This window comes from Candidatus Lernaella stagnicola, assembly GCA_030765525.1.
GTDB classification, from domain to species: domain Bacteria; phylum Lernaellota; class Lernaellaia; order Lernaellales; family Lernaellaceae; genus Lernaella; species Lernaella stagnicola.
This window is the reverse complement of sequence record JAVCCK010000034.1, coordinates 89981-110243: the sequence shown is the minus strand read 5'-3', so window position 1 is coordinate 110243 and position 20263 is coordinate 89981. Positions and strand designations below refer to the sequence as shown.

Here is a 20263-nt window from a genome sequence, read left to right as displayed (position 1 = left end):
TAGAATTATCCGATGAATCGGATCAAATGGATTATTGCACTGTTGCTTTTTTCGGCCTGCCCCGCGATGGCCGCGCCCGCGGTTGAATTCGTCGCCACGCGCGTGGACGCTCCCGCGTTATCCACCCAAATTCGACAAGTGCGCTGGGCCGCCCTCGCCCGCACCGGTCACCCCTTCCTCGTGCGTTTGAACCGGGCGGTGAACATACCGCGCAATGGCGAGACGCCGGACGGAATCATCTGGCTTGCGCCGGTGCCGCCCCATGGATACGTCGTCGCCGCTGCCTCGCCCAGCACGCCGCCGCCTCCGGAAGTCGTGTGGTGCGGCCCGATGCCGCCGGCGGCGAAAATGTCCCGGCGCGCAGTCAACGACGCCCCGGCGACATGGCGGACGCGGCGTTTCGACCGCGGGCGATCGACCGTCGTGACCGCAACCGGATCGAAGCGCGATGACTTGGCCGCCGAACCGACCGTGTGGCTCATCGAGGCCCAGCCGCCGCGCTTGGTACCGGCCAACGCCAACATCCGCCACATCACCGGCGCCGAATTCGCACAGGCCGCCGACGCTTGGGCGCTAACCGGTCGCGACGTCACCTTGGCGATTGTCGATGAAGCGCGCGTCTTGCACGCGGATTTCGCGGGGCGTCTGGGAAATTTCGCAGCCGGCGGCCCAAGCGATCACGCCACCCACGTATGCGGCACGATGGCTGGTGACGGCGTGGAAAGCGACGGATTGTATCGCGGCGTGGCTCCCGGGGCGACGATCCTGGCGTGGGATTTCGATCGGCCGACCGAAAAAATCGCCGATATCGCGGCCCACGGCGCGATTTGGATCAACAATAGCTGGGTCTACGCGCTGTCCGACGAAGAAGACAACTGCGCCTACCTTGGCAGCTACGACGACTTCACGGCCGAATACGACCGCGCCGTCATGGGCGAACACGGCGGGGTGCTCGGTGTCACCTTCGCGGCCGGGAACATGGGTTCGATGTCCGACTGCGAGATCGCGGCGCGACAGGGTTACCACAGCTTGCCGCCGCCGGGCACGGCGAAAAACGTGATCACCGTGGGCAGCGCGGACGGCGGCCTGACCACCAGCGATTATTCAAGCCGCGGGCCGACGGACGACGGTCGCTTGAAGCCGGATGTCGTCGCGGCCGGCTGCATGCCTCCGAAGCCGGGTTACATCGTTTCCACGATAGCGGGCGGCGGTTACGCCGGATCCATGTGGTGCGGCACGAGCATGGCCGCGCCGCAAGTGACCGGCGCAGTGGGATTGTTGCGCCAGGCGGCCGACGATCTGGGCGTCGAGTGGACACCGGCGTTGGCCAAAACACTGTTGATCGCCACGGCTCGTGACGTGGAAGCCGCGGGGCCGGATTTCCAAACCGGCTGGGGACACATCGACGTCGCAGCGGCCCTGTCGATGCTGTATTTCGACGGGTTCGCCGCCGGCGAGATAACCTCGGAAGAAGACTTCGTCGAGTTTGACGTGGAGATCGAGGCGGGTTCGCCGGTCCTGGAAATCACGATTGTGTGGAACGATCCCGCCGCCGCCGCGAGTGCGGTGCGCGTCTTGGTCAACGATTTGGAATTGCGCTTGATCGGCCCAGACAAGGCGGAGTATTTGCCGTGGCTGCTAAACCCCGACGATCCTGCCCAGCTCGCCGTCACGGGCGTGGATGACCGGAACAACGTCGAACGCGTAACAGTCGTCGAGCCCGCGGCAGGCACGTGGACGGTGCGGGTCTCGGCCGCCGACCTGACGACCACGCAAACCTTCGCGCTCGCCGGATGGGCGCTGGCAAGTGAAAATTGTGACGCCGACGGCGACGGGTCCCCTGGCGCGAACTGCGGCGGCAACGACTGCGCCGACGGCAATCCGTCGATCCGGCCCGGCGCGGCCGAGATAGAAGGCAACGGCGTCGACGAGGACTGTGACGGTTTTATCGATGAAGATTTCCCGGGCGTCTCGCCCGAAGGTTTGCCGGATGATTCGACCGACGACGACTCTGTTCCCGCCGAACCGGCTGCCGACGACGATGATGACGACGATGACAATGATGATGAGGACGGAGGTTGCGGCTGTTGACGGGCTCTTCTTCCCGGCGAGTGCTGGTCTGCATCGGCTGCCTGCTGATCGCCGTGTTTGCCGTCGCGTGCAACGACGAGGATGACCCCGACGCGGTGGCTGACCTCGAATGCGACGAACTGGTCGAAATCATCTACGACGACTGCGACACGAACTTGCCGCTCCACGACGGCGCGCACCCGGACCGCGGCGACGCGCGCACCTACTGCCGCGATGACCAATTCTACGACTGGGCCTGCATCGATGACTGCGTGTTCGAAAACAAGGGGCTCTGCACTTCGTTGGCGTTGTGTCTCGAGGACTGCGGATCAGGCGAGTAGATCGGCGAACAGATCGTAGTCGTGGGCATCGGTCACAACGGCGCGAACGATGTCCCCGGGTCGGCACGCCTCTTCGCGGGGCGCGCGAAGGTACACGACGCCGTCGATTTCGGGCGCTTGTTGCGGTAGACGGCCGATGTGCGAATAGGCCTCGTCATCGTGCTTATGGAGCACCTCCTCGACCAACAATTCCACTACGCCACCGATCCGCTCGCGCAACCGTTCGTGACTGACGCCCTGCTGCAATTCCATCAATCGCTCCACCCTTTCGGCCCGCAATTCGGCTTCGACCCAATCGTCCTGTTCATATGACACGGTGCCTTTTTCCGGCGACCACGCGAACGCGCCGAGGTGTTCGAAACGATACTCCGCCACGAAATCGAGCAAGGCCGCAAAGTCGTCCTCACTCTCTCCGGGATGACCGAGCAGGAAGGTCGTGCGGATCGCCACGTCGGGCACCAGGCGGCGGGCCAGTTCCACAACACGGCGCGAATCGGCGGCGTTCTGCGGCCGACCCATCCGCTGCAAAACGCGGTCGCTGACATGCTGGAGCGGCATGTCGAGGTACGGGACAACCCGCGGTGTCTCGGCGATCACTCGCAGCAGGTTTTCCTCGACCCGCGCCGGGTGCAAATAGAGCAATCGCAAGCGGCGGCAAGCGGTGTCGTCCACGGCGGTGGATAGGCGCGGCAGTAGTTCGGCCAACGTTGTCGCGGAGGCGAGGTCGCGCCCATAAAGCGTCAAATCCTGCGCAACCAAATTGAGTTCGACGACGCCGGCTGCGCCCAGGTCGGCCGCCTCGGCCAAAATCGCTTCAGGCGCGCGACTGCGGAAGGGGCCGCGCAAGCGCCCGATGATGCAGAAGGCGCAGGCGTTGTCGCATCCTTCGGCGATTTTCAGATAGGCGCGGTGCGCGGGCTGCGACCGCAGACGGGCGGGCCATTCCTCGTACACCGCGGACGGCGGGCCGACGGCGATTTCCCGCTCGTTGGTGTCGATCAAATGCTCGAGGCGGCGAACGATCGAACCTAGGTCCCCGGTGCCGAGCACGAGATCGAGCTCGGGCATGGCGTCGGCGAGTTCGTCACCGTATTTCTGCGGCAGGCACCCCACCGCCGCGAGCCGACTCGTCTGCCCGGCCCGCTTCTGCTCCACCTCGGCCAGCAGCGTATCGACCGATTCTTGCGCGGCATCCTCGACGAAACTGCACGTGTTGACCACGACCAAATCGACCGGGCCGTCGTCTACCAGACGCCAACCGGCCCGTACCAACAAGGCCGCGAGCCCCTCGCTATCGACGAGGTTTTTCGCGCAGCCCAGGCTGGTGAGGCGAAACGTTTTGCCACTCACGCGAGCATCTCCAGAAAGGCGTCGAGGCGCGTGACCGCCTGCCCAGATAGGGTGCCCGGGCGGTCGCCCTCCAGCGCCAAGACGGGAATCGGCGATTTGTCCTTGATGACAATGTGATCGATCTGCCGGTGGCAGAAGGCTTGCACGTAATGCACCGCGCCGGCGACGCGCCGCTCGGCCAGTTGCGGTAACAAGTCATCAAGCCGGTGGTTGAGATCGTAGGGATAAGTGTACCGGCAGAACTGCTCGACCAGGTCCCGGCATTCATACGGCATGGAGAACTGCCGCGGCACCTCACAAAAAACGAAGCGGGCGCCGCGCTCCTCGAGGCGCGCAAACAGGTCGGTGAAAATCGGCGGTACCCCCAGCAGCGCAAGGGGAAGCGCGACAGGTTGCGCCGGCCGACGGCGGGCGTCGTCGAGAAAGGCGTCAAGTTCGCGGCCAAACGCATTCGCGTCACCGCCGAAGTCGCTGGAGGAAAGCAACCAGTGGTGCAATTCGGCGGAGGTAATCTTGTTTTCGCGCCACGCGAGGCGGTCCAACTCGGCTAGGTTTCGGCGAATGTCTTGCCAGTCCCGGCGAACGCGCTCGGCCGCCGCCAGTTCGGTACCGAGTTCGGCAGCGAAATCCTGTAGAGCCCGCTCGACCAGATCCGGTTGCGGTTTGGCGGGGAAGGAAAAAGGGATCGTCTCGATGCCGCGGTGCCGTAATACTTCGGCCAAGGATTGGGTATTGGAACAATCGCCGTTGACGACGGTGACCACGGCATCGGCCCGCCCGGCCCGCATCGCGGCGTACAAGCCTTTGATCCACGCGCAGACGCCGGCCGGAAAGCCCTCGTCTTCGGCGCTTGCCACCATCGCCTCCGAGTCGGCGTCATCGGCGAACACGTTGTTCAGGTCGACCGGAACGTATCCGGCGGCAACGATGATTTCGTGAGGAACAGTGGTAGTGATGCCGATTCGTTTGGTCATAAGCCTGTCGGCCGCCTCAATCGCGTACGAGGTACACGTAGAAACCAACGGCGATAACAACCAGCACGCCGAGACCAAACCCGCCCATCGCGCCGTAGCCGCCCACGTTGCCGACGCCGGGCGTCTGGCCCTCGACGGTGAAATGGTGAAGCGGCACGAGAAACCACACGGCGAACACGGTCATCCACAGGGTTTTTCGCATATTCCCGAGAACGGCTCCCAGGACCACGACCAGGAGCGACAAGGCAATACCAATGGGAGACAGCAGGGCGCTGAAATACGCCCCTTCCTGACAATAGAAAACGCACAATTGCCAGTTATCCAATAACCACTGCATCGCGTCCTCCACCCACCATACGCTACCCGGCACGCTCTTTGACGAGCGGCGGTCTTGTTTCCACTTAGATTTTAGCGAGTTTCTTTGATAGTTTCCCGAGTTTCTTCAAGGTCTTCGGCGCCCGGTCAATCACCTGTTTCAGGTTTTCGAGCGAGCCCATCAATGCTTTACCGATCGCCGGCAACTTAGTCGGATTGTTGATGAGCGTCTTGTAATCGGCAACCAGTTTTTCACCGTTCTTGATCAGCTTTGGAGCGTTGTCGGCCGCTTTTTTCAGAATCTTTTCGGCTTCGTTGACCGCTCTCTGTGCTTCTTTCTTGGCTTTGCTGTTTTTCTTCTTCTTGAGTTTTTCGGCCTTTTTGCCGGCCACATCCACTACATGCTCGGCTTGCACGAGCGACGCGTAAAATACGGCAGCCTGTTTGGACCAATCATCCACTTGCTTGTTACCGGTGCCGACGGCGAACTCGATTTTTTGCTCTTGGAGCCCGTCCCACTTCGTATCCTTGTATTTCTTCAGACTTTTATCGACGTGTCCCAATTTGACCGTCTTGGTGTCCACATCGCATGAATTCGCCATCAGGGCAAGACTGAATACCATAACAATCACGAATAAAAACATAGATTTGACGCGCATCGGCTTTCTCCCGTCACAAGCTAAAATGGTAATCGGTTGCGTTGATGATAATCACCATAGGATTTGTTGGGGAAGGTTGTCAACGTACAAGCCGCGTCGATTGACCGGAGTTGCCGCGTTGTGATACAAGTCCCGTCCAAACCTGCGTGCGCCCCCGGGGGGCGATGCGCCGGCAAACGGCAGGGGGTCTGCCAGGAATGTATATCCTGGGAATCAGTGCTTTTTACCACGACAGCGCGGCGTGTTTGGTAAAAGACGGAGAAATTATCGCGGCGGCGCAAGAAGAGCGCTTCACGCGTATCAAGCACGACCACACTCTGCCCGATCATGCCGTGCAATATCTTCTGGAGGAGGCGGGAATCCAGATCGGCGACGTCGATCTGGTCGCGTTCTACGACAAACCCTTCCTAAAATTCGAGCGCTTGCTGCGCACCTACCTCAACGTCGCGCCGCTGGGGCTGCCCAGCTTCCTGATGGCCATGCCCCTGTGGACGAAACAGAAGCTGTTGATTCCCAAGGTCATCGCGCGGGAACTGAGTTACCACGGCCCGCAGGTGTTTCCGGAACACCACCAAAGCCACGCGGCCAGCGCGTTTTTCCCAAGTCCCTTCGAATCGGCGGCGTTCATTACCTTTGACGGCGTCGGCGAGTGGACGACAATGAGTTGGGGCACGGCGAAGGGCAACCAGGTCAAGATTCACGCCGACATCCGCTTCCCGCACAGCGTGGGCCTGCTGTATTCGGCGTTTACGTATTTCCTCGGATTCCGCGTCAACTCCGGCGAATACAAGGTCATGGGCCTGGCGCCCTACGGCGAACCGCGCTTCGTGGACCTGATCAAAAAGCACCTGATCCACATCAAGGACGACGGCAGCTTCAAGCTGAACATGAAGTACTTCACGTATCTGCACGGCCTGCGCATGACCGGCCGCGCGTTCGCCAAGCTTTTCGGCATTCCCCGACGCCTGCCGGAAAGCGAGCTCGAACAGGTTCACATGGACCTGGCGCGCTCGGTGCAGGCGGTGACCGAAGAGGTGATGCTGAAAACGGCGTTTCACGTCCACAAGATGACGGGCGAGAAAAACCTCTGCCTCGCCGGCGGCGTGTCGCTCAATTGCGTGGGCAACGGCCGCGTGCTGCGCGAGGGCCCCTTCGAAAACTTGTGGATTCAACCCGCGTCGGGCGATGCGGGCGGCGCGTTAGGCGCGGCGCTTTTCTCCTGGCACCAATACCTGAATCGCCCGCGTCAGGTTCGGGCCGACGGTCAGGACACCCAAAGCGGCAGCTATCTGGGACCGGCCTATTCCGACGATTACATTGAGGAATTCTTGAAACGGCACGAGATTCCCTTCCACAAGCTCAGTGAAGCCGACGTGCCGGTTAAGGGCGCCGAGTTGATCGACAGCGGGAAAGTACTCGGTTGGTTCCAAGGACGCATGGAATTCGGACCGCGGGCGTTGGGCGCGCGCAGCATCTTGGGCGATCCGCGAGACTCGGAGATGCAGCGCACGATGAATTTGAAAATCAAATACCGAGAAAGTTTCCGGCCCTTCGCGCCCACGATATGCGAAGAGAATATCAGCGATTGGTTCGATATCGACCGGCCTAGCCCTTACATGCTGCTGGTCACGCAAGTGGCCGACGAAAAGCGGCGAACGGTCAGCGAGGCGGACCGGGCGACGCAGGGGCTGGCCAAACTTCGCGTGGTACGCAGCGAAGTGCCCGCGATCACGCACGTGGATGGATCGGCACGGATCCAATCGGTGCGGGCGGAGGTCAATGCGCCCTACCACCGGTTGATCAAGGAATTTGAGAAGCGCTCGGGCGTGCCGTTGGTGATCAACACGAGTTTCAACGTGCGGGGCGAGCCGATCGTGCGCACGCCGGAAGACGCCTACCGCTGTTTCATGCGCACCGAAATGGACGCGCTGATGATGGGCTCGCTTTTACTCCTGAAACCCGAACAGCCGAAGTGGGAAGAAGACTTCGACTGGCGCAAACACTTCCGTCCGGATTAAGCCATGGCACGAAAAAAAGACGAAAACAAAGACATCCGGAGCTTCAGCCTAGCCCTGGCGGTGCTATTGGGCGGCTTTGCGGCGCTCGGCTGGTATCGGGAGCGGGAATTCTGGCCCTACCTGGCCGCCGCGGCGGTTGTCGTTTTGGTGGTCGGCCTATTTCTGAAGCCGCTCATGCGGCCGGTGTTTCGCGGCTGGATGTGGTTGGCGATGAAGCTGAACTGGGTGGTGACACGCATCCTGTTGACCTCGGTTTGGCTTGTCATGTTCGTACCCGTCGGCTTGGTATTACGTGCGCTGCGTATCGACTTCTTCGACCGCAAAATCGAACCGCAAAAGGAAAGCTACTGGCACGAGCGCCCGGATGTTCCCTACGATCGGAACCGCACCGAACGAATGGGGTAACACGGGTAAGGATACGCCGCTCGTTCGACTCCGCTTCGCATGTCTAACGACAACCGGTTTCCAATTCGGCTTCTGGATTTCCCCGCGAGATTCCGCGTCGCTCCAGACGCGAAAAACGGCCCACTGTAGGGGATGGCCTTACACCGAGGCCGTCCATCGCGCTTAATCTTCAGCGCGACCGCTGGATTTTCCGCACTGTTTTCAACCGATTTCGCAAATATTCGGCGTCGTGGCGTCGACCGGGTCCGCAGTGGTGCGCTGAGTGCATGTAACATTCTTTATATTTCAACTAGTTACGCTGCCCCTGCAACGATGGTTCGACGTTGGCACTGTCCTTGCTTTTAATGCAGGTGTTCTTTGATAAACAAGAAATGGAAGTTGGGGGCGTCGGCAAAGCTCTGTAACAATAAACAGAAAGAGATCCTCACATATAAGCCGACCCGACTAAAAGGAACCTCTAATATTTTTGGCGGCGTCCCTGGCTTCGTTTTTCGAGAAAACACTTAGCTATTCGATTTTGGCCTGCGACCGAGTAGCTAAGGAGTGAAGGACCGTGCTCCCCCACGGTCCTTATTTTTTTAAGTCGGGAAAAGAGACTAGTCCACGTTCGCTTCGGGCACGTGATCGCGGAAAAAGCGTTCCAAGCGCAGATTGATGATCTCCGGATATTCGACAATCGTGTAGTGGGTACCGTTGGGAACAATGAACAGTTCCGCGTTGGGTATCGTATCAACGATCAAATGTGCCGTCTTCAGCGGCGTCATCTTGTCTTTGGTGCCGGCGGTAATCAGCGTCGGCACGTCGACCTCCGGTAGATATGGTACGGCCGTGTGTTCGTTCGTGAGCACCATCATCTTAAAGTAGGTGCCGAAGTCGAGGTCCCGGAAGGTACCGACCATCTTTCTGAAATACTCTTCGTTGTCGGTAAATATCTGCAGCGCCTTCATGGTCGAAAGCGTCCACGGCTGGGTCAGCAACCAAGTAAACGCCGGGCCGAACAGCGAGCCGAAACGGCTGCTGACATTAAGAACGGCAATGGCGAATTTCTCAAAACCGGGAACGCCGTACGCCGTTGAAAGCAGTTGACCCGGAGCTCCGTTTAGCAGAATGAGCGCGGAAAAGCGCTCGGGCTGCCGGTGAAAGGCCTCGAGCGATATCTGCACGCCCATCGACCACCCCCCGGCGATAAACTCGTCAATACCGAGTTCATCGACAACCGCGAACAAGTCCGCAGCGTGGTCTTCGACCCGCAGGCGATCCATGTCGCGCGGCGTGCCCGACGAGTACGTACCCCGGGCGTCCCAGGTGATTACGCGAAATTGGTGTTGGAAACGCTCGACAATGAACTTCCAGGAAATGTGCGGCGTGCCGAGACCGGGCGCGATGACCCAATCCACCGGCCCGTCCCCCATGATCCAAACGGCCAGCGGCGTGCCGTCATTGCCTTTGATGATCCGCTTCTCTGTCTTCGCGTAAATTTCGACCATGCCGTATTACTCGTCGAGGAAACTCAGCAGTTTATCGAGGTCAACCTCGCGCCATTCTTCGGCGTTCGGCGCCGGTTGATTGCCCGGTCGCCGCCCCAGGATTTCGGCGAGCGGGTCCCGTTGCGGCGGTTGAAGATTCAGTTCGCCGGCGACTTTTTTCGCCATCTCCACGGTCAACGTCCGGGTTTCATCGAGGAAACCCTCCAGCAGCAGGTTGTCGCAAATCGCGTTGGTTACGCGTGGCGAACCGAGGCTGAAAGAGTGCACGCAACGGGCCGCGTCGACGTTGATCAATTCCGGGTCGCCGCCCGCGATTCTCAAGCGGTGCGCGATGTATTCGGTGGTGTCGTGTTCGTCGTAGCGTTGCAGGCCGATGCGCAGCGCGACGCGTTGGCGGAGGGGCTCGTCGAGCGTGAGGTTCTGTTCGACTTCCGGCAGACCGAAGAACACGAAGTTGATCAGCTTTCGCCCCTGCATTTCGATGTTGAGCAGGCCGCGGAATTCTTCCATCAGTTCGCGGGTGCCGAGCATCTGGGCTTCATCGATAAGCAGGCTGACGGTCTTATCTTCGCGGTCGATTTCGCGTAGGCGTTGGTATATCTGCCCGAGCAATTCCAGCTTGCCGTGTTTGGGTTCGGGGACGCCCAGCAATTGAGCGAACCGGTGCAATAGCCAATCGGCCGTCACCTCGGCGTGAATCACCACGAGCAAGGCGCGGAAGAATTTGTCGTCGTCCAGCGACTCAAAGAGTTGACGGGCCAGCGTGGTTTTCCCCGCGCCGATTTCGCCGGTGACCAGGGCTAGGCCGCGGCGTTGGGAGAGCGCGAATTGCAGTTTGGTCAGGGCGACCTGGTGCGAACGACCGTTCCAAAAAAAGCGTTGGTCAGGCACGTTGGAAAAGGGCTCGCGCTCCAGCGCGTAGAACTCAAGGTAGTTCATCAAAGGTATCCGATGTTATCGTCGTCCCCGCCGCGTTTCTTGCCACCGGCTTTGCACTCGGCGATCTCAGCCTTGGCGCCGCGATAATTTTTCGACTGTTTGTCGACTTGCTCGAAGAACTTTTTCGCCTCGCCGAACTCGCCCATATTCTTGAGCGCGACCGCCAATTCGAAAGTGAGGTCGAGCATGACTTGTTCGTCGTCGGTGCCCGCCGATATCGCGGTTTCGAAGTAATCAACGGCCATATCGAATTTTTCGAGGATGGCGTAACACTGGCCCAACTCGTAATTGACGGCGAACGCCAGCGAACCGTCGTCCTTGATCAGCGCCTTCTCGAGTTCGGCAATGGCTTCGGTGTTCGAGTCCATTTCGCGGAACGCAATGCCCAGGTCGTAATGAGTCTGCGCCGAATTGGACGAGCGCAACTCTTCCGGCAGACCTTCGACAAAAGACTTGAAGATGTCGTCTTCCTCGGAGGCCTTCCCCGCCTCGCCCAAATCACCGAGCAATTCGTCGAAAGCATCGCCGCTTCCTTCGGCACCGGCGGCGGTCTTGGCCTCACCGAACACTTCGTCGAAAAGGTCGCGCGGCTCACTCGCGGCTTCTTCAGCGGCAGGCTTTTCTTCCGCCGGTTGCCCCTCCTCCAGTTCGTGCAGGAGATCGGACATGAAGTCATCATCGCTCGCCGGTGGAGCCACTTCGCCCTCCAGCGTTTCTTCCGGCGTCGACTCCGTAAACGGCTTGAAGTCTTCGACGACGCGCCCTTCCTCGGTGGGCTCTTCTTCGGCTTTTTCGTCGAGGAAGTCATCGGAGGAGATCTCGTCGCCGTCTACGACTGCTTCCGCCGCGGGCTCTTCCCGGTCGAACACATCGTCAATGCCCTGCGTCAGGCCTTCGACCATTTCGACATCTTCAGCCGATTCCGTCTCGGGCTCCGCTTCCGTCACGAGGCTGGTCGGCGGCTCTTCTTCCTGCGTGGCGCCGTCCAGGAATTCGTCAATCGCCCGCGTGAGTTCGTCGGTCGACTCCTCTTGGACGACCTCTGCTTCCGCAGGAGCGGCCATCTCGGCGATGTCTTCCTCAGCGGCGGCAAACTCTCCCTCGGAGATTTCGGGGGTCGCTTCCTCTTCCGTCTCCGGCAAGAGCCGCTCCACCCATTTCTCGCCGACGTTTTCCGAAGCCTTGGCTTCTTCCGGGGCTTCCACTTCCTCGCCCTCTTGGCCGAAGCTGTCGCTCAACGCCGAATCGACGCGGTCGATTGCGTCTTCCAAAGCAACCTCTTCCGGCGAAAGGTCATCATCCGCAACCGGTTCCGCCGCCGTGGCTTCGGGTGCGCCTTCGGCCATGTCGCCGAACACGTCGACATCTTCCACGCCCTCTGCAGCGACTTCCTCGTCCGGTTCTGCGTGCGGCACGGCGATCTCTTCGGCCACTTCTTCGGCCGCTTCGGGTTCGCCCCAATCGATTTCGATTTCCTCGTCGCTGGTTCCGGTTTCGTCACTCACGGCCTGTACGTCGAACACCTCGTCGGAGATCGGTTCTTCGATGCCGATTTCCGGCGTGGGCGTGGTGGCGATTTGGGTCAACAGTTCCCGCGCTTCGCTGTGACTCGGGTCAATCACGAGCGCCTGCTTGAGCGCCTGCTCGGCGGCCTTGATATCGCCGCCGGCCAGCGACTCTTCGGCCCGCTCGAACAAATCGGCGATTTTTTCTTCCGGCGTTACGCCGGCCTTGAATAGGTCGAAAACCTTTTCTTTCGCCTCGGCGTTGTCGGGGTCGATTTCGAGAATTTCGCGCAGGTGTCTTTCCGCGCCGCGCCGACGCCGCGCCGCCATATCGATTTCATACAATTGGAAGAATTTCTCGACCGCCTTCTCGTTCTCGCCGGCCGCGCCGTAGGCTTCGGCCAACCGCTGGTTGACCGGCTCGTTGCCCGGCTGCATGACGACGGCGCGTTCAAGCTGCGTGACCGCCTCGTCCGACTCGTCCGCCGCGCTAAGCTGCTCGGCGAGGTCGAGCAATTGAATGACCGCCTTGTTGGGCTGGCCGGTCTCCTCGTAGAGATCCACCAACTCGCGGCGTACGTCCAAATCGTCCGGTTGGAGTTGCAAAAGCTCGGTCAAAGCGTCTTCCACGGCGATCAAATCGTCGCCATCGCGTGCCGCGTCGGCCAAGACGCGAAGCTGCATGCACGCAGCCCCGAACTGCTCGGTCTTAACCAGCAAGGATTTCAAATGACGCCTTGCTTTAGTGTTATCCACGTCGAAGAACAGCACCTGCTCGTAACGCGAAATGGCTTCGTCAAAGTCCTCGGCTTTACGCGCCCGGTCGGCCAGAACGATCGCCTGCGCCGCGGCATCGGCACCGCGCTCGTGCTCCGCGTACAGATTGATAACCGAATCACGCGCGAGCAGGTTGTCGGTATCCTGCTTGAGAATCCCGAGGTAGATCGCCTCGGCCTCGGTGACATCGTCCCGGCGGCCGTACACGGCGGCAAGTTCGAAACGGACTTCCAGCCGCTGCTGTTCGTCGCCCGCCGCGCCGAAGAGATCATCCAGTTCCCGCAGCGCTTTTTCCTCGAACTTCTCGATTGCCTGCACGCGGCGAAGAGTCGCGGCGGCTTCGTCCAAGTCACCCGCGTCCTGCTGCAGGTGGGCGATCGTCAACAGGCGCGCAGCGAGCGCGTCCTCATCACCCGCCTGTTCGTAGAGATTCGCCACGCGCAAGTGAGCCCGCAGATTGCGTCCGTCGATGGCGATGATGTCGCCCAGTCGCCCCGCGGCCCCTTCGCTGTCGCCGTCTTGTTCGGCGAGTTCGGCCAACCGGAAAAGAATGTCCATCGCGCGATCGGCTTGATCGGTTCTCTTGAAAATATCGGCGAGCCGTTCCAACGCTTCGTTATTCTGTTCGTCGGTCTCAAGAATTTCTTCCAGGTTGTCGATGCGGCGATCCTCGTCCCAAACCGGCGGCATTTTTTCGTCGGCCATCAGCATGAGATCGACGGCATCGTCGACCCGGTCGGCCTTGAACAAACGCGCCTTCAGGTCTTCGAACGCCTCGATGTTGCGCTCGTCCAGTTCAAGGATTTCGCGCAACGAGTCGAACGCCAAGTCCTCTTCGTGACGCGAATCCGCGGCGCTGACCGTGCGGAAGAGAATCTCCACCGCTTCGGCCATATCGGACGTGACCAGATAAGATTCCTTGAGTTTACCCAGCGCCTCGGCGTCGCCGTCTTCGATGTCGAGCACGCGCTCGAACGCGGTGCGCGCTTCGGCGAATTGCTCAACCCTCTGCAACCGATCGCCAAAGGCCAACAGCAGCTTGACGGCCTCGCTGTGGCGGCCGGTGTCGAGCATCAACATCGTAAGTTTGTCGATGGCGGCTTGGTTGGTTGCCTCCAGCGACAAGACTTCTTCGATCGTCTCCTCCGCCGCCGCCTGCTCGCCGGCTTCGGCCTGCAGATCGCTGAGCGCGAAGAGCGCTTCGGTGGCGGCTTCGAGTTCGTCCTGCGCCTTGAGCGCGTCAATGAGCATGCGGTGTGCGCGTTCGAAGCGCGGATTGAGGTCCAGAATACGCCGGGCCACCGTGGTGGCTTTGTCGTGGTCGCCGTCTTCAATCGCCGCGCCGTTGAAGCGAAGCAGTTCGTCGATCACCGGCTGCGTATCTTCGGCACCGCTCAACAAATCGATCAGGGCGTCGTGAACACCTTGGTCTTCCGGCGCGAGTTTTTGCGCCTTACGCAGCGCGCGCTCGGCGTGGTCGTCAAGTTCGCGCGCCCGTTGGGCACCGGCGAGTTGCAGCAGAGAAGCGACGGCCTCGTCGTGGCGCTCCAAAAGATCGAGTAAGTCGGCCTTTTTGCCCAACGCGTTGATGTTTTCCTCATCCAGATCAAGCACGCGATCGACCAATCCCAAAGCGTGTTCATAATCCTCGGCGTTCTCGGCCGCCTCTACCAAGCGGAAGAGTTCCTCGACCGCCTGGCCCGTCTCGCCGCCCGCGATATGCACATCGCTGAGAATTTCCAGCGCTTGGGTATTGTCGCCGTCGACATCCAGCACTTGCCGCAGGAAACGTTCGGCGCGCGTGAAATCGGTTTTCTCCCGCGCGATTTCGGCCAGCAGGAACATCTCTTCGATCGCCTGATCGCCATCGCCGGCGGCAACCATGATGTCGACCAAATTCTCTAACGCCGTTTCGTTTCGGGAATCGAGTTCGAGGACTTCGCGGTAATAGCGAAGCGCTTCGTCGGAATCTCCGCCTTCGCCGGCCAGGTCGGCAAGCGCGAACAATTGCTCGGTGGCGCCGAGCCGATCACCACGCGCCAGCAGCAGCGTTTTTAGTTCGGCGCGGGCCTCGGCGTCGGCGTCGTCCAACTCAATGATACGCGCGAAATGACGCTCGGCTTCTTCGTTGGCGTTCTCGGCAAGCGCCAAACCCGCCAGGGTGCGGAAGCGACCGACGGCGGCGAACGTGTCGTTTTCCTCTACGGCGATTTCGGCCAGCGCAATCAGGGCGCGGCGGTCGTCGCTCTGGACGGCCAACATTTCCTCGGCGAATGTCTTCGCCTCTTCGATCTCCCGTTGTGCCCGAGCCTTCTGGACGAAATCGTGGAGCATATCCAAGCCTGCGGCTTGCTGACCGCTGGCGAAGTAGTGGTCCTTGAGCGCGGTGGCGGCTTCCGTATTTTCTCCGTCGAGTTCGATGACTTCACGCAGCGCGGCTTCGACATTGTCCGGTTCATCGAGCGCCTTGAAAAGATCGGCCATGGCGAACAACTGTTCGATCGCCCGATCCTGCCGCCCGGTTCCGAGATACACCTCTTTGAGTTGCCGGCGCGCCTCGACGTTCCGGCCGTCATGCTCGATGACCCGTTCGTATGAATCACGAGCTTTCGGCAACCGCCCCGCACTACGCGCGTGCGCCGCTTCGGTCATGAGCAATTCGACGGCCGGCTCCGTTTGGCCGGTCTGCAGCAGCAATTCGATCAAGCGGGAAGCGGCGACTTCGTTCTGTTCGTCGTATTCCAACGCCTGCCGCAAGGTTTCGATCGCGCCGTCGAGGTCGCCCCCGGTCTCTTGAAGGCCGGCCACAGAAAGCAATTCGGACACGGCGCTGTCGGTGTCGCCGCCGGCCAAATGCAACCGGGCGATCCCCTTGCGCGCGTCGAGATTGTCGGGGTCGAGGCCGGAGATTTCGCCCCAGTACACCAGCGCGGTATCGTTGTCTCCGGTCTGCTCGGCGGTTTGCGCCAAGTCGATCAACTCGGCTACGGCTTTGTCTTCCAGGCCCGCGTTGAGGAACAGATCCTTCAACGAGATGCGGGCGCGTATGGCGTGTTCGTCGGTCGCCAGCACCTCGCGAAGCGTCGCCTCGGCCTTGTCGATGTCGCCGGAACGCTCGGCAAAGGCCGCGATCTCAAAGAGCAGTTCGGTCGCTTCGTCCTCGCGACCCAGATCGCGCAGGATGGAAATCTTGCGGCGTAGCGCTTGGTCGTTGCGCGGATCGACGCCGAGCACGCCGTCCAAATGCCCCAACGCTTCCTCGGCCTCACTGTTCTCCAGAGCGGCTTTGGCCAGAGTCATCATTTCGTTGACGGCTCCGGCGACATCCCCGGCCGCCAGCAGCGCGTCGCGCAGGGACTCGCGGGCCGCCACGTGATCGGAATCCAAAGAGAGAATCTCGCGCAAGGCTTCGGCGGCTTTTGTGGGATGCTCGTCCGCCGCGCGCTCGGCGATATCGATGAGAATGCCGATGGCTTCGTCGGTGTCGCCCTTTTCGAGATACAGGTCTTTGATGCGTTCCCGCGCTTCGAGGTTGTCCTCATCCAAATCGAGCCATTGCCCGTACTGCTCGAGTGCGCGGTCGTAATGCCCCGCCTGAGCGTTTTGATCGGCCACACGGCGCAGCAAATCGGCGTACTTGTCGGTGGCCCCGGCGTGGTCGTAGAGCGCCAACAATTCCTCTTGTGCGCGATCTTCGTTGGAGTGATGGTCCAACACCCGCATGAGGAAATTCTCGGCGCTTTCGGTGTCGCCGGAATCACGAGCGGCTTCGGCCAACGCGAACAGCTTCTCGACGGCTTTGTCGATCTGGCCGCTTTGTTCGAAAATATCGAGCAGTTCGCGGTGCGCGCCTTCGTGTTCGGGATCGATCGCCAAGATACGATCCAGCATGAGTTCGGCTTCGTCGGCGTTTTCGAGGTCGCGATGACGGTTGGCGAGGTCGAAGAAATGAACGATGGCGCGTTCCGGCTCGGTTTCCTCGTAGTGTTCGGCCAAGCGCAGCGCGGTGTCCAGATCGTCGGGAGAAGCTTCGAGCATCTGCGTGAGGTATTGCTCGAGTTTCTCGACCCGCTGCTGTTTCTGCGCGATTTCGATGAGTTCGCCGAGAATCTGTTCGGCTTTCGCGTCCTCGCCGGAGTCGCGGTGCACGGTCATGAGTTTTTCAAGCACCAGCAGGGATGATGGATTCCGCTCCAGCGCCAGGTTGAGGTACTCAACGGCCTTGTCGCGCAGGTTGTACTTCAAGTAAATATCGATCGCCTCGTCGAGGCGCTCGGCTGCTTCCTCTTCGCTCATCTCGCCCAGATCGATCTGGTCCGGGCCTTCCTCTTCGGCCTCTTCTTCGACCGGTTCCTCGGCCTCGGCGGCGACCTCTTCTTCGGCCGCAACTTCTTCGACGACGGGCTCCTCTTCCATCGCGACTTCTACGACGACGGGCTCTTCCTCGAGTTCGGCCTCTTCCATCGCAACTTCTTCGATCGCGACCTCTTCTTCCACCGCAACTTCTTCGACGACCGGCTCTTCCTCGAGTGCAATCTCCTCGATTTCGGCAGGCTCGGGCTCTTCCACCTCGACCGGTTCGACTTCCACTACGGGTTGTTCTTCGTCGAGCGCCACTTCCTCGATCACCAGATCATCCTCGATCTGGACTTCCTCGATGACGGGCTCTTCTTCTGGGCTCACCTCTTCCAACGGCAGTTCGTCATCCTCGATGGTGATCTCTTCGACAGCCTTTTCGACCTTGGCAGCCGGCGGCGTGATCGTTTCGAACTCTTCTTCTTCCTCCATTTCCGGCAGAGGCTCGAGTTCGATATCTTCCGACACAGGTGGAGACGGAATCTCCGAAAGCCGGGTAACGGCGTATTCGTTGTCGACGTCGAGTTCCAAGATGCGCTCACACACCTCGCGCACTTTGTCCATGCGGTCGATTTTGCGGTAAAGCTCGCTCGCGCGTTCCAGCGCCTTGATGGCGACGGCGGGCTTGCCGAGTTCCGCGGCGATTTCGGCCGTCAACTCCAACGTGCTGCTACTGCCGGCGAGTTCGCCGCTGAGTTTGGCCAATCGCGCCAGCGCCAATTCCGGGTGGCCTTGCTCCCGGTAAAGTTCAACCAGCTTATAGAGGATTTCGAAAACCTCGAGACCGCGATCGAGGACGCCCTCGAGCAGCTTCTGTTTTTCTGCGGTTTTCCCTTGTTGTTCAAACAACTCGGCGACGCGCAGAAACGAGGCGGACGCTTCGGTTTTGAACCCTCCTTCGAGGTACTTCTGTCCAAGCTTCAGGCGACCCATGATATTGGACGGATCCAGGTCGAGCATCATGCGGCGCATGTCTAACGCTTCACGATTTTTGCCCTGGTTTTCGTAAATCGCAGCGGCCTTATGGTACTGCTCGACCACTTCGGGAATCAGGCCGAGTTTGCGGTAGAGGCCGGCGAGCTTGAGGTAGATTTCGATCATATCCGGCTGCAACTGCAGCGCCTGCTTGTACACGGCTACGGATTTGGGATAAAAGCCTTTTTCGGCGTAGGTTTCCGCGACGGTCAGGTATTGATCCAGCGCCTTGAGCTTATCGCCCCGCTTGAGGTAGTAGTCCGCCAACTTACGGCGGGCGCGCATATTCGCGGGGTCATCCTGCACCTCACGTTGCAGCTCGGCGAGTTCGGGATCGTATTTCTTTTGCTTGGATCCCTTAAGCTTACTAAGCAAGCCGTCCTTTTTACCTTTTTTGTCCTTGGCCAAGGCAATACTCCCGTGTCATTACGAATCGGTGAAAAGGGCCCTACAACAGCAGAAACAAAGGCCGTGCCGTTAGGCCGGTCCTCCCCATGAAATTGCCGTGATTGACCTTATTTGCCGCACAGCAAAACCTACTGGATTAGTGTACGGCAATCAAGGTGTAAGTTCGTGTTTTTAAAGGGTGGATCGCCATTTCTTGGACATCGTGGTCAAACATTCGGCTCCTGTCTGGGTAACGACCACGATATCCTCGAGGCGCACGCCGAAGCGTCCCGACAAATAGATGCCGGGTTCAACGGTGAAAACCATCCCTATTTGCGCGTTGCCCTCACCGAGCATGCTGGCCCGTGGATCCTCATGAATCTCCAAACCCAGGCTGTGACCGGTCCCATGCCCGAAGAGCTTCCCATAACCGGCCTCGGTGATCACATCGCGTGCAACTTTATCGATTTCCTTCATGGCCATGCCCGGCCGGATCGATTCAATACACTGGCGCTGGGCTTTATAAACGATGTCGTAGACTTTGTGGGCCTCCGGATCAGCCGCTTCGCCGACAGCGACCGTCAGCGTCTGATCGGAACAATAACCGTCAACCACGCAACCCCAATCGAGCACGACCAACTCGCCGGCCGCAATTTCCTTGTCCGAAGCCACGCCGTGCGGCATGGCCCCGCGCGGCCCAGAACCGACGATCGTATCGAACGACGGGCTTGTGGCGCCGAGCCGCCGCATCTCGGTTTCGAGTTCAAAGGCGATGTCGCGCTCGACCGCACCGGGCACGATCATCGGCAGAATCTTCTCCATCGCCTGTTCCTGCACCTGAACGGCGCGGCGGATTTTTTCCTGTTCCGCCTCGTCCTTGATAACGCGCAAATTGGTGACCAACCCGCCGAGCGGCGTCGCCTTGACCTCGCCCAAGTGCGTGGCGAAATCACGGTGCATGGCCACGGTCATCGCTTTGTCTTCGATGCCGAGTTGCGCGATACCCAACTCCTGAACTTTCACGCCGATTTCTTCCAGTTTTTTCTGAAACTGGACGACCTTGAACCCATGCGGCGTCACTTGCTTCCCGGCTTGATCGGTGTAGCGGGAGTCCGTGAAAAAGAGCGCGGTGTCGGCCGTGACCAACAGCGACCCTTCGGTCCCCGTAAACCCGGCCAGATACCGGACGTTCGGTAGATAAGATACATACGCCGCTTCAAAGCTTTTCTCGCGTAAAGCCTGCCGTAACCGCTCGAGTCTAGATGCCATTTGCCGTCAACCTTTCTAAACAAAATCGCATGGCGAGGCGATAACCGTCCGGTCCGAGACCTTCAAGGCGCCCCACCACGACGCTGGAGATCGTGCTTTGCCGCCGGAACGGCTCGCGCGAGGCCAAGTTTGATAGATGCACTTCCACCGTCGGAACCTGACAAAAAACGATTGCGTCGTATATCGCGACGCTCGTGTGGGAGTACGCGGCCGGATTGACGATGAGGAAATTGCACTTGCCACGGCAGTTGGCGATCTCGGTGACGATTTCGCCCTCGATGTCGGATTGAAAGCAATCCACTTCGACGCCCACAGCTTCGCCCATGGCCACCAAAGAGGCGTTGATCTCCTCCAACGGTTCGGTGCCGTAGTAATCCGTTTCGCGCTCCCCAAGCCGGTCCAGCAAGGGCCCGTGAATGATTTTTACGCGGGGCAT

Annotated in this window: 13 protein-coding genes; 4 read left to right on the top strand and 9 right to left on the bottom strand. The window is 60.1% G+C overall.

Translation table 11 applies throughout. From position 1 onward, the window contains the following. Window positions 1-12: 12 nt before the first annotated feature. Together P9L99_15255 and P9L99_15250 are read left to right on the top strand one after the other, a co-directional pair. A complete protein-coding gene (locus tag P9L99_15255) occupies window positions 13-2091 on the top strand; it encodes a S8 family serine peptidase (protein ID MDP8224716.1) in 2079 nt (692 codons plus the stop codon). Beyond that, window positions 2079-2411, top strand: coding sequence for a hypothetical protein (locus P9L99_15250; protein MDP8224715.1), 333 nt, complete (start codon window positions 2079-2081; stop codon window positions 2409-2411). Before P9L99_15255 ends, P9L99_15250 begins: the two co-directional genes overlap by 13 nt. On the opposite strand, the gene rimO is transcribed toward P9L99_15250, so the two are convergent. The 4 genes from rimO to P9L99_15230 all read right to left on the bottom strand — a co-directional run bounded on the left by rimO (window position 2400) and on the right by P9L99_15230 (window position 5709). Continuing rightward, window positions 2400-3761: a 30S ribosomal protein S12 methylthiotransferase RimO gene (rimO, locus tag P9L99_15245; protein MDP8224714.1), complete on the bottom strand. Its 1362-nt coding sequence runs from the start codon at window positions 3759-3761 to the stop codon at window positions 2400-2402. The two genes, P9L99_15250 and rimO, sit on opposite strands and share 12 nt — an antisense overlap. Continuing rightward, a complete protein-coding gene (locus tag P9L99_15240) occupies window positions 3758-4735 on the bottom strand; it encodes a 2-hydroxyacyl-CoA dehydratase (GenBank protein ID MDP8224713.1) in 978 nt (325 codons plus the stop codon). Before P9L99_15240 ends, rimO begins: the two co-directional genes overlap by 4 nt. Before the next feature lie 16 nt (window positions 4736-4751). Next, window positions 4752-5072: a hypothetical protein gene (locus P9L99_15235; protein ID MDP8224712.1), complete on the bottom strand. Its 321-nt coding sequence runs from the start codon at window positions 5070-5072 to the stop codon at window positions 4752-4754. A gap of 64 nt (window positions 5073-5136) precedes the next feature. Further along, the gene (locus P9L99_15230; protein MDP8224711.1) at window positions 5137-5709 is read right to left on the bottom strand and encodes a hypothetical protein; all 573 of its coding nucleotides are present in this window, start codon (window positions 5707-5709) and stop codon (window positions 5137-5139) included. Window positions 5710-5906: 197 nt separating this feature from the next. Here P9L99_15230 and P9L99_15225 point away from each other — a divergent pair, with 197 nt between their 5' ends. Together P9L99_15225 and P9L99_15220 are read left to right on the top strand one after the other, a co-directional pair. After that, on the top strand, window positions 5907-7727 hold the full coding sequence (locus P9L99_15225) for a carbamoyltransferase (protein ID MDP8224710.1): 1821 nt from the start codon (window positions 5907-5909) through the stop codon (window positions 7725-7727). 3 nt (window positions 7728-7730) lie between these two features. Beyond that, the gene (locus tag P9L99_15220; GenBank protein ID MDP8224709.1) at window positions 7731-8132 is read left to right on the top strand and encodes an SxtJ family membrane protein; all 402 of its coding nucleotides are present in this window, start codon (window positions 7731-7733) and stop codon (window positions 8130-8132) included. A gap of 596 nt (window positions 8133-8728) precedes the next feature. On the opposite strand, the gene P9L99_15215 is transcribed toward P9L99_15220, so the two are convergent. The 5 genes from P9L99_15215 to P9L99_15195 form a co-directional block, all read right to left on the bottom strand. Further along, window positions 8729-9619 (bottom strand): alpha/beta hydrolase, encoded by an 891-nt coding sequence (locus tag P9L99_15215; GenBank protein ID MDP8224708.1) that lies wholly within the window; start codon window positions 9617-9619, stop codon window positions 8729-8731. 6 nt (window positions 9620-9625) lie between these two features. Next, on the bottom strand, window positions 9626-10558 hold the full coding sequence (locus tag P9L99_15210) for an AAA family ATPase (GenBank protein MDP8224707.1): 933 nt from the start codon (window positions 10556-10558) through the stop codon (window positions 9626-9628). After that, a complete protein-coding gene (locus P9L99_15205) occupies window positions 10558-18579 on the bottom strand; it encodes a tetratricopeptide repeat protein (protein ID MDP8224706.1) in 8022 nt (2673 codons plus the stop codon). Before P9L99_15205 ends, P9L99_15210 begins: the two co-directional genes overlap by 1 nt. Before the next feature lie 171 nt (window positions 18580-18750). After that, on the bottom strand, window positions 18751-19827 hold the full coding sequence (locus P9L99_15200) for a Xaa-Pro peptidase family protein (protein MDP8224705.1): 1077 nt from the start codon (window positions 19825-19827) through the stop codon (window positions 18751-18753). Then, entirely contained in the window at window positions 19817-20263 is a 447-nt protein-coding gene (locus P9L99_15195) for a type II 3-dehydroquinate dehydratase (protein ID MDP8224704.1), read from the bottom strand. The genes P9L99_15200 and P9L99_15195 overlap by 11 nt, the downstream gene beginning before the upstream one ends.